Consider the following 16721-nt stretch of genomic DNA (forward strand, 5'->3'; position numbering starts at 1 on the left):
CGGAGCGGCCAGGCCGTACCGCGACCCTGAGCCATGCGTACGAAGTGGATGACCTGGGCGGTCGCCATGGTGGCGACCAGCGCCACCCTCGGCGTCGTGCCCCAACTGGTGGCGACGGCAACGGAATCGTCAGCGGCAACGGACTCGTCAGCGGCAACCGGATCGGCGGAGACAGCCACGGCGACCACGACAGCCGGGCACGACAAACCGCGTCAGACGATCGAGCAGGTACGACGGCAGTATCTCGACCACTCCCCGAATGCCCCGGTGATGGTGGTCGCACACCGTGGTTACTGGCGGGGCGCGCCGGAGAACTCGATCGACGCCATCAGGCTCGCGGTCGACAAGGGCGCCCAAGTTGTCGAGATCGACGTGCAGCGGACCGCCGACGGACAGTTGGTCCTCATGCACGACACCAGCGTGAACCGTACGACGAACGGTACCGGCGAGGTCGCGAACCTGACGTTGGCGCAGGTCCGGGCGCTGAAGCTGCGGGCCGGGCTCGGCGGGGCGCAGGCGCCGTTGACCGAGGAGCAGGTGCCCACGCTGGCCGAGGCGCTGAACGCGGTGAAGGGCCGCGCGATGGTCAACCTCGACAAGGGCTGGGCGTTCCGGGACCAGGAGTACGACCTGCTGGTCAGCACCGGCACGCTCGACCACGCCATCTTCAAGGGCTCCGCCCCGGTGGCCGAGGTGGAGCAGTTCCTGGCCAAGGATCCGCGCATCCTCTACAGCCACGTGGTCGACGACGGTAACGCCGCCAGCATCGGCACCTTCACCGGTCGCCCGCCCGCGTCGTACGAGTTGATCTTCGATCGGCTCACCGACCCGCAGATCCAGCCGGCGGCCGTCGCGAAGGCCCGCAAGAACGCGCGGATCTGGGTCAACACCATGTGGTACGGCCTCGCCGCCGGCTACACCGACGAAGCGTCCCTCGTCGACGCCGATCGGGGTTGGGCCGCGGTGGTCGACCGGCACGGCGCCGACATGATCCAGACCGACAACCAGGAGCAACTCGTCGACTGGTTGTCCACCCGGGACCGGCACGGCAAGCCCGGTCAGTGGCCGACCCTGCCGGAGGGCGCGGTCCGGGTGCAGGCGGAGGACTACTCGACCGAGGGCAAGGACGTCGGGTACCACGACCTGGAGGACGACAACAAGGGTGGCCTGGCCCGCAAGTACGAGGGCGTGGACATCTGCGACCAGGCCGGCGCCGCCGTCATGTGCTGGATCCGGGGCGGCGAGTGGGTCAGGTACACGGTCGAGGTGCCCCGATCGGGGCGCTACCAGGTCGGCGCGCGGGTCTCCACCCCGTACAGCCCGGCCGGCCGGTTCACCCTGACCTTCGACGGCAAGGACACCACCGCCCCGGTGGACGTGGTGACCACCACCTCACACGACGCCTTCACCCTCCAGCAGATCCCCGGCACCCGCTACCTCACCCGCGGCACCCACGAGTTCGTCATCACCATGGACCCCACCGCCTACCAGAACTTCAACATCGACTACTTCCAACTAACCCCCACCCCCTGACCCCCACCCCCTGACCCCCACCCCCTGACCCCCACCCGCCGACGGCCGTTGATCATGAAGTTAGCGCGCCTGGGAGCGCGCACATCCCGCGCTAACTTCATGATCAACGCCGATGTACCGGGGTCGAGGTTAGGGGCAGGGGGTGGTGGTTTGGATCTTGGTTTGGGTGGGGGTGAGGGTGATGACCACGCTTCGGGTGGGGGTGCGGTAGGCGTATAGGGCGGGGTCGTCGGTGACGACGGTGGCGCCCTGCGCGGTCAGTGCTCGTAGGGCGGCGGGGGGCGGGGCGTCGGGGGCGGAGGCGCTGGCGGTGTAGACGATCTCGCCGGTGGGGCAGGGGGCATTGCCGAGGCGCTGCGGTGGACCGGAGGCGGCCAGGCCGAGGGCGGCCAGCAGCCGGCCGGGCTCGGCGTCGATGGGCAGACCCATCAGGTTTTCGACGAAGTCGAAATTGGCGGGTACGGGTCGGCAGCCGCTCTCCGTGGAGAGTTCGACAACGCCGGGGTCGGTGACGTCGCCGTAGATGGCGACGAACTCGCCCGCGTCGGCTCGCAGCGTGTGGGTGCCGACCGTCGGGTTGTGCCGTACCCGCGCCCGGTATTCGGTGGGCAGGTGCTCGGCCACCCGATCCAGCAGGGCCGGGGCTTCGGCTTCGGCGGTCCGCAGGGTGATGGTGCCGATCAGCTCGCCGCCGTCGCGCAGCGGCGTGATCCGGCAGCCCCGTTCCATGGCCGGACCGCTGATCTCTACCACCGGATCGGACCCCGCACCGGCCAGGAGTTGGCCCATGGCCCGGCGGAGCACCGGCATGGCGGCGGCAACGTCGCGCTGTTCCCGGACGGTGGGGGCGTCGCCGCGGATCGAGACATAGGCGACCAGGAGCAGCAGAACCGCCCAGGCGGCCACCCCGACGAGCAGCCAGCGCCGCCGTGATCGGGGGGACGCCGGCCCCGGCTCCGGTGGGCTGGTCGGCGGCGGGTACACCGCCGCGTCTGTACTCACGCCCGCCATCGTGACATGTCAGCGCAGGTCAAAGTACGGCCGGCCAGCGGTCAGAGTACGGGCAGCAGCCGGTAGCCGACTCCGCGTACGGTCTGCACCTGCGGACCGCCCTCGATGGCCCGCAGTTTCCGGCGCAGCCGCTTGATCGCGGAGTGCAGGATCGCCGTGTCGCCGAGGTAGGCACCGCCCCAGACCGAGTCGAAGAGCCGCTCGTAGGTCCAGACCATCAGCGGCGGTCCGATCAGCCGGGCGAGCAGTTCGCGCTCTAGCCGGGTGAGCGCCAACGGCTCCCCGCGCCAGGTGACCAGGTGGCCGGCCGGGTCGACGAAGAGTTCGCCGATGCTCACCGGCAGGGCGGACGGCAGGGCCGGCGGGTCCGTCGCGGAGCCCTCCGGCGGGAAGAGTGTCGCCCGCAGTTCCGCCAGATCGGCGACGATGAGTACCCGGCCGAAGTCGTCGAGTCGGCGCAGTACCCTGGCACGTACGGCCGCGTCGGTGGACACGCATACGACGAGCGGTACCTCGGTCTCAGTCAACCGGATCCTCCCCGTGCATCGGCTCGCATCAGCCAACGCGCTCCGGTCGGCGGAGTCAACGGCCTGTGGGCACCCTCCCAATTGGATGGGCACCCTCCCAGGGACGTCAAGATGACTGAATTCGGGCTGAATACTGCCCGAATACTGCCTACCTCTGGTCTTGATCATGGTCAAAACGACCCCGACCATGTCTCCTGGGCCGGTGCGCGGACCCCTCTCCAACGTCGCAGTCAGGCCCCGCACCCGCCCCAGCCGCGCCGGACATCCCGGAGCGGCGTGGACGGTGCCCCGGAAGCAATCGGGGCGTCGCGGAGGTGGAGGAGAGATGACACACCGACTGGGACGCCGAGGGGCGAGCCGGTCCAGACTCTGGCGGTCGCTCGCCATGGTCTCGGCCGTCGTACTCGGCATCACGGCCCAACCGGCGATGGCCACGGCAGCCGGTCCGGCCGCCCCGGTGAGCCCGCAGGTGCTGACCGAACTCAGCACGAAGGGCAACACGAGTTTTGTCGTCTACCTGCGTGAACGCGCGCAGCTCGGCAACGCGGCGAAGGTGAGGGACGCGGACGCCCGCGCCGGCCAGGTCTACCAGCAGCTCACCGGGACGGCATCGCGTACGCAGCGCGGGCTGCTCGACGAGCTGACCAAGCGCAAGGCCAAGCACGAGTCGTTCTGGATCGCGAACGCAGTGCAGGTGCAGGGCAACAAGGCCCTGGTCGACGCGATCGCCGCCCGCCCCGAGGTGGAGCGGATCGAACCGGCGCGCACGTACAAGCTGGTCGAACCGAAGTCGAGCGCGGCCGCCCCGCAGGACGTCACCGGTATCGGCTGGGGCGTGACCAACATCGGCGCACCCCGGGTCTGGTCCGAGTACGCCGACCGGGGTGAGGGCCTGGTCATCGCCAACATCGACAGCGGCGTGCAGTTCGACCACCCGGCCCTGGTCGGCTCGTACCGGGGCAACCTCGGCGACGGCACCTTCGACCACGACTACAACTGGTTCGACCCGGCGGGCGTCTGCCCGACCCAGGCACCCTGCGACAACGCCGGGCACGGCAGCCACACCATGGGAACCATGGTCGGCGACGACGGCGCCGGCAACCAGATCGGTGTCGCACCCGGTGCGAAGTGGATGGCGGCCAAGGGCTGCGAGACCGCGAGCTGCTCCAGCGAGTCGCTGATGGCCGCCGGCCAGTGGATCCTCGCACCGACCGACCTCAACGGCGAGAACCCCCGGCCGGACCTGCGCCCCGACATCGTGAACAACTCGTGGGGCGGTGGCCAGAACGACCTCTGGTACCAGCAGACCATCGCCGCGTGGCGGGCCGCCGGCATCTTCCCCACCTTCTCCGCCGGCAACAGCGGCGAGTACGGCTGCGGCACCGCCAACTCCCCCGGTGACAACCCGGAGGCGTACGCGGTCGGCGCGTACGACGTCGACAACAACATCGCCGCGTTCTCCAGCCGGGGATCGTCCCTGGTAGACGGCCAGCCGAAGCCGAACGTCTCGGCGCCCGGCGTCGACATCATCTCCAGCATCCCCGGCAACCAGTACGGCATCAGCAGCGGCACCTCGATGGCCGCCCCGCACCTCTCCGGCGCGGTCGCGCTGGTCTGGTCGGCGGCACCGCTGCTGCGCGGTGACATCGCCGCCACGGAGAAGCTGCTCGACGACACCGCTATCGACGTCGAGTCGCTCGGCTGCGGTGGCACGGTCGACGACAACAACAACTTCGGCGAGGGTCGGCTCGACGTCTACCGGGCGGTGAGTGCCGCCCCACGTGGACCGGTCACCAAGATCAGCGGCACGGTGGCCGCACTCGGCAGCCGCGAACCGATCGCCAACGCCACGGTCGCCGTGAATGGCCGTACCGCCCGCACCGACCAGTTCGGCCACTACACCCTGCCGGTGGTCGACGGCACGTACGCGGCCAGTGTGGAGGCGTACGGCTTCACCGGCCAGACCGCGACGGTGATCGCCACCGGCACCCCGGTCACCCTGGACTTCGCGCTGGCCGCGCTCCCGCTGGTGACCCTCTCCGGAAAGGTCAGTGACGGCTCCGGCCAGGGCTGGCCGCTCTACTCCCGGATCGAGGTCGCCGGCCGCCCCGGTGGGCCGGTCTTCACCGACCCGACCAGCGGCCGCTACTCGTTCACCCTGCCGGCCGGCGGCACCTACCGGCTGACCACGACCGCGGTGAGCGCCGGTTACCGCAGCGTCAGCACCGAGATCACCGTGGCCAACCGGGCCAAGACGGCGAACATCGCCGTGCCGGCGGCGGTCGCCTGCCAGCTCGACGGTTACACCGCCGGCACCGGCCGGACCCTGCTCTCGGAGAGCTTCGCCGGTCCCGGCAGCCCGGCCGGCTGGTCGGTGGTCAACCGGGCCGACAGCGGCTGGGCGTTCGACAACCCGGGCAACCGGGAGAACCTGACCGGCGGCAGCGGCGGCTTCGCCATCGCCGACAGCGACCACTACGGTCTGGGCCAGGCGCAGGACACCGACCTGGTCAGCCCGGTCATCGACCTCAGCACGGTCGACGCACCGGTGCTCCGCTTCGCAAGCGACCTGTACATCGGCGGCAACGGCGACGCGGCCAGCATCGACGTCTCCACCAACGGCGGTGTCGACTGGGTCGGCGTCGCGATGCAGCAGGTCTCCCGGCGCGGCCCGGCGGCCGAGGAGGTGCCCCTGCCGACCCTCGCCAACCAGGCGAACGCGCAGATCCGGTTCCGCTACCGGGGCGGGTACTCGTGGTGGTGGCAGGTCGACGACGTCCAGGTCGTCGACCGTACCTGCACCCCGGTTCCGGGTGGCATGGTCGCCGGTTTCACCACCGACGCGAACACCGGCGCCGGGCTGAACGGGGTCGCGGTCAGCAGCCCGGACCGGCCGGCCGAGCGGAGCGTCTCGGTGGCCACCCCCGAGGACCGCAACGTCGGGGACGGCTTCTACTCGTTCTTCTCCACCCTGGTCGACGGCAAGCACCCGTTCGTCGCGGGCCTGGCGCCGTACCAGAACCGGAGCAGGAGCAGCACGATCTCGGACGGTGGCGCGCGCCGGGTCGACTTCGACCTGAAGGTCGGCCGGCTGGCGCTCGGCAGCACCGAGATCAAACCAACCCAGCCGTACGGCAGCAGCCGCAACACCGAGGTCACGGTCACCAACACCGGCAGCGCCCCGACCACGGTCGAGGTGCTGGAACGCGACGGCGGTTACACCGCGCTCGCCGCCGGTAAGGGTGCCCCGCGCACCGAGTACCGGGTGCCGAAGGTCAGCGCCGGCATGCTCGCCGACTCCGGGAAGCCGGCCGCCCGTACCGGTGCGGTGACGCCGCTGGACGACTCGTGGAGCCGGATCGCGGACCTGCCGGCACCGGTCTACGACAACGCGGCGGCCCTGCTCGACGGCAAGGTCTACTCGGTCGGCGGCGGCACGACGGACCGGGAGGAGAAGCGGGAAGCGTACGTCTACGACCCGGCCACCGATGCCTGGCAGAACCTGCCCGACATGCCGCACAGCCGGTACAAGCCGGCCGCGGCGGCGGTGAACGGCAAGCTGTACGTCTTCGGCGGCTGGACCCCGGACGGCGGGACCGAGGCAGCCGTCGACGTCTTCGACCCGGCCACCGGCGCCTGGCAGACCCTGCCCGGTGTCAGCAACCCGGCGGCGCGGGCGGCGGGCACCGCGTCCGTCGTCGAGGGCCAGGTCTACCTGGTCGCCGGCTGCCTGGACTTCCTCTGCAACGCCAGCACGGACGTGGTGGCGTTCGACCCGGCGGCCAACACGTTCCGGGTGAAGGCCGCCTACCCGCACGAGGTCGCCTGGCAGTCCTGCGGCGCGATCGGCGTACGGGTCTACTGCTCCGGCGGCTTCAGCCACGAGTCGGGTTACACCGACGGGTACGCGTACGCGCCGGACACCGACCGCTGGTCCCCGATCGCCGACATGCCGGTCGACCTCTGGGGCTCGCAGTACTCGGTGGCCGGCGGCCGGCTGGTGCTGGCCGGTGGTGTGATCGACGAGGGTCAGACGCTCACCAACCGCACCATCGGCTACGACCCGGCGACAAACGCCTGGCAGGACCTGCCGAACACGCTGGTCCCCCGGGTACGCGGTGCCGGGGCGTGTGGCGGCTTCAAGATCGGTGGAGCGGCGTTCGCACCGCTCGCTGGTCCGGAGTCGGAGCGGATGACCGGACTCGGGCTCTGCGACGAGAGCACGGACGTGGCGTGGCTGACCGCCTCGCCGAACCGGTTCACCCTGGCACCCGGCGCGTCGAAGGCGATCACTCTGAAGATCGTCGCCAACGGCGCGCACGGCATTGCGCAGCCCGGTGGTTACCTGGCTCAGCTGGCGCTGCGGGCGGACACCCCGTACGCCGTGCCGACGCTCGGCGTCACGTTGACCGTGCAGCCGAAGGGCAACCAGGGCTTCTGATCCACCCTGGACCCACGCACGATGGTGGCCGCCGCACTCCACTGGAGTACGGCGGCCACCGTCGTTCCCGACCTTCCGCTCAGGCGACCCGACCGAAGGCGAGTCGGTAACCCACACCCCGTACGGTCTGCACCTGCGGACCGCCCTCGACCGCGCGCAGCTTTCGCCGCAACCGCTTCACCGCGGAGTGCAGGATCGCCGTGTCGCCGAGGTACGCCCCTCCCCAGACCGAGCCGAACAGCCGCTCGTAGGTCCAGACCCCGACCGGCGGGGTGGCCAGCCGGGCCAGCAGCTCCCGCTCCAGCCGGGTCAGGGACAGTGGTTCACCGCGCCAGGTGACCAGGTGGCCACCGGGGTCGACGGTGAGTTCTCCCAGGTTGACCGGAGCCAGCCCGACTCCCGGCTCGGTGGCCGTGCCGGGAAAGAGCATCGCCCGCAGCTCCGACAGGTCCGCGCAGATCACCACCGTGCCGAAGTCGTCGAGCCGGCGGACCACCCGCTCCCGTACCGCCACGTCCGACGACACGCACACGACGAGCGGAACCTCATTGTTGGACACCCGCACCCTCCCCGTCTGCCGCGTGGGGACAGCCAATCCCCTTTGATCGATGGAGTCAACAACGACACCGACCGATGCCATGATCTCCTCCCGCCCGCCCTCATCTCGACCAGTTACTGCCCGAATACTGGCCGACAACATCCATTGATCACTACCGCTATGCGCCAGAGCATGACTCCTAGCCGATGTGGGGGATGCTCTGCGTGTCCAACGAGGCCCCCACGCGTGCTACGCGGTGCCGGACAACCCGACGCCGCGGCAGGCGTCCCGAACCGATCGGGGCGCCGACCAGTGGGGAGGAAAGAGATGTCACACCGACCAGGGAGCCGATCCAGACTTTGGCGATCATTCGCCATCGTCTCGGCTGTCGTCCTCGGTATCACAGCCCAACCGGCACTGGCCTTCGCGGCACCCGCAGCTACCGCGGCGGTCGACCCCCAGGTGCTCAGCGAGCTGAGTGCCAAGGGCAACACCAACTTCACGGTGTACCTGCGCGAGAAGGCCAACCTCAGCGCCGCGGCCTCGATCGGGGACGCGGACGCCCGGGCCACCAAGGTCTACGAGCAGCTCACCAGCACCGCCGACCGGACCCAGCGCGACCTGCGGGCCGCACTCGAGGACCGCAAGGCAAGCTACAAGGCGTTCTGGGTGGCCAACGCCCTCCAGGTCAGCTCCGGCGACCTGGCGCTGGTCAACGCGATCGCCGCCCGTCCCGAGGTCGAGCGGATCGCGCCGACCCGTAGCTACGAGCTGATCAAGCCGACCCCGGCCGACCCCGCGGGCGCCGGAACCAACGCCATCGAGTGGAACCTCGAGAACATCCAGGCCCCGCGGGTCTGGAACGAACTCGGCGTACGCGGTGAGACCGTCGTGGTCGCCAGCATCGACAGTGGCGTCGACTACACCCACCCGGCGGTCGTCGGCAAGTACCGGGGCAACCTGGGCGGTGGCAACTTCGACCACAACTACAACTTCTTCGACCCGGCCAACATCTGCCCGGGCGACGTGCCCTGTGACAACAACTCCCACGGCACGCACACGATGGGCACCATGGTCGGCGACGACGGTGCCGCCAACCAGATCGGTGTCGCCCCCGGTGCGAAGTGGATCGCGGCCAAGGGCTGCGAGACCAACGGCTGCTCCGAGGCGTCGCTGCTCGCGTCCGGCCAGTGGATCGTCGCCCCGACCGACATCACCGGCCAGAACCCCCGGCCCGACCTGCGCCCCGACATCGTGAACAACTCCTGGGGCGGCGGCCGCGGCGACGAGTGGTACGAGCAGACCATCGCCGCCTGGCGTGCGGCTGGGATCTTCCCCAGCTTCTCCGCCGGCAACGACGGCGACCTCGGCTGCAACACCACCGAGAACCCCGGTGACTACCCCAACGCGTACGGGGTGGGCTCCTACGACATCAACAACAACATCTCGTCCTTCTCCGGGCGGGGCACCTCCTCGATCGACGGCTCGACCAAGCCGAACATCTCGGCACCGGGCAGCAACGTCCGGTCCAGCGTTCCGGGCGGCGGCTACTCGGCGTTCAACGGCACGTCGATGGCGGCACCACACGTCTCCGGCACGGTCGCACTGATCTGGTCGGCGGCACCGGCGATCCGCGGTGACATCGCCGCCACCGAGGCGCTGCTGGACGACACCGCCACCGACGTGGAGGCGTTGAACTGTGGCGGCACCGCCGACGACAACAACACCTTCGGCGAGGGCCGGCTCAACGCGTACGAGGCGGTCTTCGAGGCCCCGCGTGGCGGCGCCGGTGAGGTGAACGGCACGGTGACCGAGGCCGACGGCGGCGAGCCGATCGCCGGCGCGACCGTCAGCGCCGGTTCCCGTACCGCCACCACCGGCACCGACGGCAAGTACACGCTGCGGCTGCCGACCGGCGACGCCACGCTCACCGTGGCGGCGTTCGGCTTCCACACCCAGACCGCTACCGTCTCCGTCCCCGACGGAACCGCGGTGACGAAGGACTTCGCCCTGGTCGGGGCGCAGTTGGTAACGGTCTCCGGCAAGGTCACCGACGGCTCCGGCCACGGTTGGCCGCTCTACGCCAAGCTGGAGGTGGCCGGTCGACCCGGTGGGCCGATCTTCACCGACCCGTTCACCGGCCGCTACTCGTTCACCGTGCCGGGCAACGCCACGTACGCCGTCACCACGACGGCGAAGGCCGCCGGCTACGCGGCCGTGACCAAGGATCTCGTCCTCGAAGGCGCGGCGAAGACCCTGGACGTCGCGGTGCCGGTGGCCGCGGACTGCCTGGCGGCCGGCTACTCGGCCACCCTGGGCGCTCCGCTGCTCTCGGAGAGCTTCGACGCCGAGACGACCCCGGCCGGCTGGTCCGTGGTCAACCGCACCGAGGACGGCGGCTGGGAGTTCGACGACCCGGGTAACCGGGGCAACCTGACCGGCGGCTCGGGCAACTTCGCCATCATCGACAGCGACATCCTGGGTACGGGCAACACCCAGGACGCCGACCTGGTCACCCCGACGCTGGACCTGTCCGGGGCGGCGGCGCCGGTGCTGAAGTTCAACAGCGACTGGCGGGCGGTCGGTATCTCCGACACGGCCGACATCGACGTCTCCACCAACGGCACGACCTGGACCAACATCTGGCACCAGACGGCCAGCCGGCGCGGCCCGCGCGTCGAGGAGGTCCCGCTGACCGGGCTCGCCGGGGCGGCCACCGCCCAGGTGCGGTTCCGCTTCAACGGCACCTTCGCCTGGTGGTGGGAGGTCGACAACGTCTCCATCGTCAACCGGGTCTGCACCCCGCTGCCCGGTGGCCTGGTGGCCGGCTTCACCACCGACCAGAACACCGGTGCCGCGCTCAACGGCGTCACCGTGACCAGCGACGACGTGCCGGCGGACAAGGGTGTCTCGGCGGCAACGGCGGACGACCCGAACATCGGTGACGGCTTCTACTCGTTCTTCTCCAGCGTGACCGGGACCCACCCGTTCACCGCGAGCAAGTCGCCGTACCGGCCGCTGACCAAGAACGTCGCCGTGGTGGCGGACAACGTCAAGCGGACCGACTTCGCCCTCAAGGCCGGTCGGCTCTCGGTCAGCCCGCCGCAGATCGAGTCGCACCAGCCGTACGGCAGCACCCGCACCGCCAAGGTGACCGTCACCAACACCGGCAACGCGCCGGCCGAGGTGGAGGTGCTGGAACGGGACGGGACGTTCGAACTGCTGTCCCGTCCGGGTGCGGCCCTCAACGAGTACAGCGTCAAGGGGCTCAGCCCGGCCCAGAACGGCGTCGCGTACGGCCCGGCCGGTAACTCGGCGGCCGCTCCCGCGATCGACCCCGCCTGGACCCGGGTTGCCAACACCCCGGCCGCGGTCTTCGACAACGCCGCAGCCGTGATCGACGGGAAGATCTACTCCGTCGGTGGCGGTACCGGCAGCGGCAACGAGCGCAAGACCTGGGTGTTGGACCCGGAGACCAACGCGTGGAGCACGCTCGCCGACATGCCGACCGCCCGCTCCAAGGCGTCCGCGGCGGCCGTCGGTGGCAAGCTCTACGTGCTCGGTGGCTGGAGCGCCAGCGGCGCCCCGGTGACCTCGGTCGACGTGTTCGACCCGGCCGCGGGCTCCTGGAGCACCCTGGCCGGCGTCACCAACCCGGCGGCGCGTTCGGCCGCCGGTACGGCGGTGCTCGACGGCAAGATCTACCTGGTCGGTGGCTGTGCCGACGGTAGCTGCACCAGCACGAAGAACACGGTGATCTTCGACCCGGCCAGCAGCACCTTCAGCGCCGGTGCCGACTACCCGTTCGTCATCGGCTGGATGTCCTGCGGCGGCATCGGCGGCAAGGTCTACTGCGGCGGTGGCACGGCCGGTACGGCGACCACCACCGACGCGTTCGAGTACGACCCGGCCGCCAACGCCTGGTCTGCTCTGCCGGACCTGCCGATCGACCTGTGGGGCTCGCAGTACGCCGCCGCCGGTGGCCTGCTGGTCATCGCCGGTGGGGTCACCGCGAACTCCGCCACCATCACCAACCGGACGGTGGCGTACGACCCGGCGACCGGTGCCTGGCAGAACCTGCCGAACGCCGCGTTCACCCGCTACCGGGGTGCCGGTGCGTGTGGTGCGTACAAGATCGGTGGTTCGCCGAGTTCGTTCGTCGGCTCGGTGGAGACCGAGTACCTCGGTGGTCTCGAGCTCTGCGACGAGGCCGGTGGCGACGTGTCGTGGCTGTCCACGGCACCGTCCACCTTCACCCTGGCTCCGGGCGCCTCGAAGCAGGTGACGGTCACGCTGACCGCCACCGCTGAGGCCGGTGTCCTGCAGCCGGGTACGTACACCGCCGAGTTGGGCTTCGGCTCGGACACCCCGTACCCGGTCTCGTCGGTGCCGGTGGAGATGAACGTGTCTCCGCCGAACGGCTGGGGCAAGGTCCAGGGCACGGTGCTCGGCGAGAGCTGCTCCGGCGCGGACGTACCGGTCAAGGCGACGGTACGGGCGAACCTGAACGGCAACCCCGACACCGGCTACACCCTTTCCTCCGACGCCGCCGGGGCCTACGGCCTCTGGCTGCCGAAGGGGAAGTACGACCTGATCGTCGCCAAGGACGGCTGGATTCCCGAGGTGCAGCGCATCACCATCTCGGCCGGCTTCGTCTCGACGATCAACTTCAACCTGGATCCGGTGACGCCCTGCGACACCCGGGTGGGCGGGATCTGATCCCGACCGATTGACCCGCTGCTGATCCACGGTGGCCGTCGGACTCCCCGGAGTCCGGCGGCCACCGCCGTGTTAGGGGAAGCACGGGGTACGCAAAAAAGCGGATCGCCGCCCGGGCCGGTTGGCTCGGGCGGCGATCCGCTGCTGCTTGTCAGTCGGTCAGACGACCGTGACGCCGACCTCGTTGATGCCCCGCCCGGCGGTGACCAGGACGTCACCGTTGCCGTGGCGGGACAGGGCCCGCAGGGTCCAGGTGCCGGGTGCGGCGAAGAACCGGAACTGGCCCTCCGGCGACGTGACGACCTCGGCGGTGAACTCGCCGGTGGAGTCGAGCAGCCGGACGTACGCGCCGGGAACGGCGTCGCCCGAGTCGGCCCGTACCACGCCGGTGATGACGGTTTCCCGGTTCAGGTCCAGGCCGGCCGGCAGCGGAGCCGACTGGTCCGGAGCCGCGCAACCGGCGGCGGTGGGAGCTGTCATGGCTCAGGCCCTCCCCGGTTCGTCACCGAGCACGATCGGCACGCCGATGAGCGAGCCGTACTCGGTCCAGGATCCGTCGTAGTTCTTCACGTTCTGGTGGCCGAGCAGTTCCTTGAGTACGAACCAGGTGTGCGAGGAGCGCTCGCCGATCCGGCAGTACGCGATGGTGTCGAGGCCGTCGTCCAGCCCGGCCTCACCGTAGATCTTGCGCAGGTCGTCGTCGGACTTGAAGGTGCCGTCCTCGTTGGCCGCCTTCGACCACGGCACGTTGACCGCGGTCGGGATGTGACCGGCCCGCTGCGACTGCTCCTGCGGCAGGTGCGCGGGGGCGAGCAGGCGACCGGCGTACTCGTCGGGGGACCGGACGTCGACCAGGTTCTTGACCCCGATCGCGGCGACGGCCTCGTCGCGGAAGGCACGGATGCTCAGGTCCGGCTCCTGTGCGACGTACTGGGTGGCCGGGCGGGAGACCTGGTCCTTGACCAGCGGACGGGCGTCCAGCTCCCACTTCTTGCGACCGCCGTCGAGCAGCTTCACGTCGCGGTGGCCGTAGAGCTTGAAGTACCAGTACGCGTACGCGGCGAACCAGTTGTTGTTGCCGCCGTAGAGGACCACCACGTCGTCGTTGCCGATGCCGCGCTCGGAGAGCAGGGCCTCGAACTGCTCCTTGTTGACCGCGTCCCGGCGTACCGGGTCCTGGAGGTCCTTGCGCCAGTCGAGCTTGATCGCGCCGGCGAGGTGGCCGCCGTCGTAGGCCGTGGTGTCCTCGTCAACTTCGACGAAGACCACGCCCGGGGTGTCGAGGTTCTTCTCGGCCCAGTCGGCCGAGACGAGTGCGGTGTCGCGACTCATCAGATCACTCCTAATAAGGATGACGGATTGGTGAGCCAGCGCGGGTATCGATGTTTTTCGTCGCACCACGCGCGGGACCCATAGCGAGAGGATCACGGGTTCGTGCGACGGCGCCGCTGCCGGGCGTGAGGAAATCAGAGGGTACGCGAGAGCAGCCCCGCCGTCAGATGACGGGGCGACACAGGCAGGTGGCCACGCGGCACAGGTCGACCGCGCGCCGTTTGGTGAGGAGCGTCCCCATGGGCAGGGAGCTTACCAGCCGGAAATATTCGCGTCACCAGGCAACCACGATCCGGGACAGCGACGATCGGGTGAACTCCGTCTAGCTGATCGGTACGTCCTTCGCGGTGGCCCGTACCGCCAGCCCCTCGGGCAGCGGAGTGACCTCCTGCACCTGGAGGTTGAACGGCAGTTCCGGCAGCGGCACCCGGAACCCGATCTGGCGGGCCGCCTCCTGGACCGCCAGGCGGGCCAGCGGGATCTCCGGCAGTCCGTCCACGGTCACGTTGCTGAAGCTGAGCGCCACCTCGGCGCCCTCGATCTTGACGTTGGCCGCGCCGTGCACGGTGAACTGCTGCCCCAGCAGTTGGAGCGGGGCGTCGACCAGGAGCTTGCCGCCCTCCTCGCGCAACCGGATGCCGGGCTGGTCGATCAGCTTCACCACGCTGTCGTACGAGATGGTCGCGGTGCCGTTGACGGTCCCGGCGGTCACCTGCCCCTGGCCCGTACGCAGGGTGTTGATCGACGCGGCGATGTCCCGGGCGTCGACGTGCAGTTCGGGCAGGGCCACCGTGGCCTGCATGTCGGGGACCGGTGCCTCCACGTCCCGCAGCACGATCACGATCGACTGGTAGTTGCCGGCGACCACCTGGGTGAGGAACGGCGTCCCGTTCACCGTCACGTCCGGCGGGCCGGTCTTGATGCCCTGCCGGGCGGTCTCCTGGCTGATCCGGGTGGCGATCTCGCGCTCGGCGAAGCCGACCGCGTACCGGTCGGCGACCACCAGCGCGGCGATGAGCACCAGCAGCAGGATCATCAGGACGATCAGCACCTTGCGACCCCGCCGACGCGGGCGGTCCTCGGTCCGGTGCGACCGGGGCAACCGCCGCGGATAACTCTCACCCTGTGCTGGATAACTCTCTGCCACGCCACCCGCCTCCGCCTGCCCGGATCGGCGGAGCAACCGATCGGGAACCGCTTATGTACCCGGCCCGCGTCAGGCTCAACCCGGGAAAGCCCATGATCCCCTATGGCCGGGCCGTGCTTGCCATGTCGGTGTGTCAGAGGAAGAAGACGCTCATCGCGTACGCCGCGGGGGCGGCCAGGGCGAAGCCGCCGAGCGGGCCCTGCATGTGCCGCGCCACCCACATGGTCGGCGGCTCGCCGGCCATCAGACGTCCCGCCTCGGAGTAGCCGACGCCGAGGTCGGCGAGGACCGCCGCGGTCGCGGCGACCAGGCCGACGATCGCGCCACTGGTGGGCGTGAAGCCGACCACGTAGCCGCCGATCAGGCCGCTGGCCAGGGTGCCGAGCATCGCACCGAGCACCACCCCGGCCGCACCTCGGGGCACCTGTGGCGCCAGCCGGGGCCAGGGCAGCACCGCGTCGGTGAGCCGGGCCACGACCAGCGCCACCCCGCTCCCGCCGAGGCAGACGAAGATTGCCTGGGTGCCGATCGGCAGCCGGCTGAGCACGATCAGGCTCGCGAACGCGACCACCCCGATCACGATCAACAGGGTGGCACCGAGCGACTCGGTGACCCGTGCCCGGTCGCTCCGCCGGACCAGCTGGCCGAGTACGCCGGCCACGAAGCCGGCCACCGCCACGAAGCCGACCGGCCCGAGGGCCGCCACGTCCGGCACGATCGCCGCCACGTCCGCGCCGGCCGCGACCGCCACCGAAACCCCGGCCACCAGCGGCAGCGCGGGCGGTCGCATCGCCATCGTCCAGGCCAGGATGTAGAGCAACTGCACCCCGAACACCACCAGCGCGAACGGGACCCGGGCACCGGGGCCGGAGGTCTGCGCGCCGAAGACCAGCCCGAGGCCGAGCAGGCCGGCGAAGCCGGCGACCGCCAACGCGAGCGGACGGCGGATCGGGACCGGCTCGATCTCCTCCTCGTCCTCGTCGTCGGTGTCCGGGTCGAGGCCACTGCCGGGTACGGGGTCGTCGGAGCCGCGCTTGCCGCGCAGCCGCCGCCGGCCGGTCTCGAGTTCCGGCTCCTCCTCCACCGCGACCGGCGGCTCGTCGTAGGGCATGCCGGACGGGCCCGGCGCGGGCGGGTAACCGCCGCGGGGGGCAGGACCTGGCGCTGGTCCGGCCGGCCCGGTACGGGGCCCGTCGGCCCAGGAATCGCGACCGGTCTCGGGTGACGTCGAGGGGAACACGCACTGATCGTGCCAGATCGGGCCGCAGACGCACGGATTCTGGTTACGGGGAGGTAAAAACCTCCCCCGTTGAGGCAGAGAACACAGCTGAAGGGGCGATCACCCGGGATCGACCCGCAACGGATCCGATAAGCTCGGGCCTTACCCCGCCCCGTCAGCGACGCCGGGACCGACACCATTGACCAGTGACGCCAGCCGGCCATGAGCCGGAGACACACTGGCCCACCGCGCGG

11 protein-coding genes are annotated in these 16721 nt (G+C 70.4%); 3 read left to right on the forward strand and 8 right to left on the reverse strand.

Annotated elements, in window-relative coordinates:
- The first annotated feature begins 33 nt into the window (after positions 1-33).
- Complete coding sequence (locus tag AB0J90_RS15730) at positions 34-1533, forward strand: glycerophosphodiester phosphodiesterase family protein (protein WP_363596312.1); 1500 nt, start codon at positions 34-36, stop codon at positions 1531-1533.
- A gap of 129 nt (positions 1534-1662) precedes the next feature.
- Here AB0J90_RS15730 and AB0J90_RS15735 read toward each other — a convergent pair whose 3' ends face one another.
- Both AB0J90_RS15735 and AB0J90_RS15740 read right to left on the reverse strand, forming a co-directional pair.
- Positions 1663-2535: a hypothetical protein gene (locus tag AB0J90_RS15735; protein ID WP_363596314.1), complete on the reverse strand. Its 873-nt coding sequence runs from the start codon at positions 2533-2535 to the stop codon at positions 1663-1665.
- Between the two features lie 50 nt (positions 2536-2585).
- The gene (locus AB0J90_RS15740; protein ID WP_363596316.1) at positions 2586-3071 is read right to left on the reverse strand and encodes a winged helix-turn-helix domain-containing protein; all 486 of its coding nucleotides are present in this window, start codon (positions 3069-3071) and stop codon (positions 2586-2588) included.
- Between the two features lie 325 nt (positions 3072-3396).
- Between AB0J90_RS15740 and AB0J90_RS15745 the strand changes: the two genes are divergently transcribed.
- The gene (locus tag AB0J90_RS15745) at positions 3397-7512 is read left to right on the forward strand and encodes a S8 family serine peptidase (protein ID WP_363596318.1); all 4116 of its coding nucleotides are present in this window, start codon (positions 3397-3399) and stop codon (positions 7510-7512) included.
- 79 nt (positions 7513-7591) lie between these two features.
- Here the strand turns inward: AB0J90_RS15745 and AB0J90_RS15750 are convergent, their stop codons facing one another.
- Positions 7592-8071 carry a winged helix-turn-helix domain-containing protein gene (locus tag AB0J90_RS15750; protein ID WP_363596320.1) on the reverse strand — a complete coding sequence of 160 codons (480 nt, stop codon included), beginning with the start codon at positions 8069-8071 and terminating at the stop codon, positions 7592-7594.
- Positions 8072-8377: 306 nt separating this feature from the next.
- Between AB0J90_RS15750 and AB0J90_RS15755 the strand changes: the two genes are divergently transcribed.
- Positions 8378-12769 (forward strand): S8 family serine peptidase, encoded by a 4392-nt coding sequence (locus AB0J90_RS15755; protein WP_363596322.1) that lies wholly within the window; start codon positions 8378-8380, stop codon positions 12767-12769.
- 159 nt (positions 12770-12928) lie between these two features.
- Here the strand turns inward: AB0J90_RS15755 and AB0J90_RS15760 are convergent, their stop codons facing one another.
- The 5 genes from AB0J90_RS15760 to AB0J90_RS15780 form a co-directional block, all read right to left on the reverse strand.
- Positions 12929-13249: a DUF1416 domain-containing protein gene (locus tag AB0J90_RS15760; RefSeq protein ID WP_326562332.1), complete on the reverse strand. Its 321-nt coding sequence runs from the start codon at positions 13247-13249 to the stop codon at positions 12929-12931.
- Positions 13250-13252: 3 nt separating this feature from the next.
- On the reverse strand, positions 13253-14101 hold the full coding sequence (locus AB0J90_RS15765; RefSeq protein ID WP_363596324.1) for a sulfurtransferase: 849 nt from the start codon (positions 14099-14101) through the stop codon (positions 13253-13255).
- 163 nt (positions 14102-14264) lie between these two features.
- On the reverse strand, positions 14265-14342 hold the full coding sequence (locus AB0J90_RS15770; protein WP_311202345.1) for an Ms5788A family Cys-rich leader peptide: 78 nt from the start codon (positions 14340-14342) through the stop codon (positions 14265-14267).
- Positions 14343-14423: 81 nt separating this feature from the next.
- Entirely contained in the window at positions 14424-15137 is a 714-nt protein-coding gene (locus AB0J90_RS15775) for a DUF2993 domain-containing protein (RefSeq protein ID WP_363596817.1), read from the reverse strand.
- Positions 15138-15381: 244 nt separating this feature from the next.
- Positions 15382-16488, reverse strand: a complete 1107-nt coding sequence (locus tag AB0J90_RS15780; RefSeq protein ID WP_363596326.1) for a hypothetical protein — start codon at positions 16486-16488, stop codon at positions 15382-15384.
- Positions 16489-16721 lie beyond the last annotated feature (233 nt).

Source organism: Micromonospora sp. NPDC049523 (assembly GCF_040676775.1).
Classification (GTDB): Bacteria; Actinomycetota; Actinomycetes; order Mycobacteriales; family Micromonosporaceae; genus Micromonospora_G.

Coding starts and splice junctions, on each gene's coding strand:
- AB0J90_RS15730 (WP_363596312.1), top strand. CDS start 34: ATGCGTACGAAGTGGATGACCTGGGCGGTCGCCATGGTGGCGACCAGC.
- AB0J90_RS15745 (WP_363596318.1), top strand. CDS start 3,397: ATGACACACCGACTGGGACGCCGAGGGGCGAGCCGGTCCAGACTCTGG.
- AB0J90_RS15755 (WP_363596322.1), top strand. CDS start 8,378: ATGTCACACCGACCAGGGAGCCGATCCAGACTTTGGCGATCATTCGCC.
- AB0J90_RS15760 (WP_326562332.1), bottom strand. CDS start 13,249: ATGACAGCTCCCACCGCCGCCGGTTGCGCGGCTCCGGACCAGTCGGCT.
- AB0J90_RS15765 (WP_363596324.1), bottom strand. CDS start 14,101: ATGAGTCGCGACACCGCACTCGTCTCGGCCGACTGGGCCGAGAAGAAC.
- AB0J90_RS15770 (WP_311202345.1), bottom strand. CDS start 14,342: ATGGGGACGCTCCTCACCAAACGGCGCGCGGTCGACCTGTGCCGCGTG.
- AB0J90_RS15775 (WP_363596817.1), bottom strand. CDS start 15,137: ATGATCCTGCTGCTGGTGCTCATCGCCGCGCTGGTGGTCGCCGACCGG.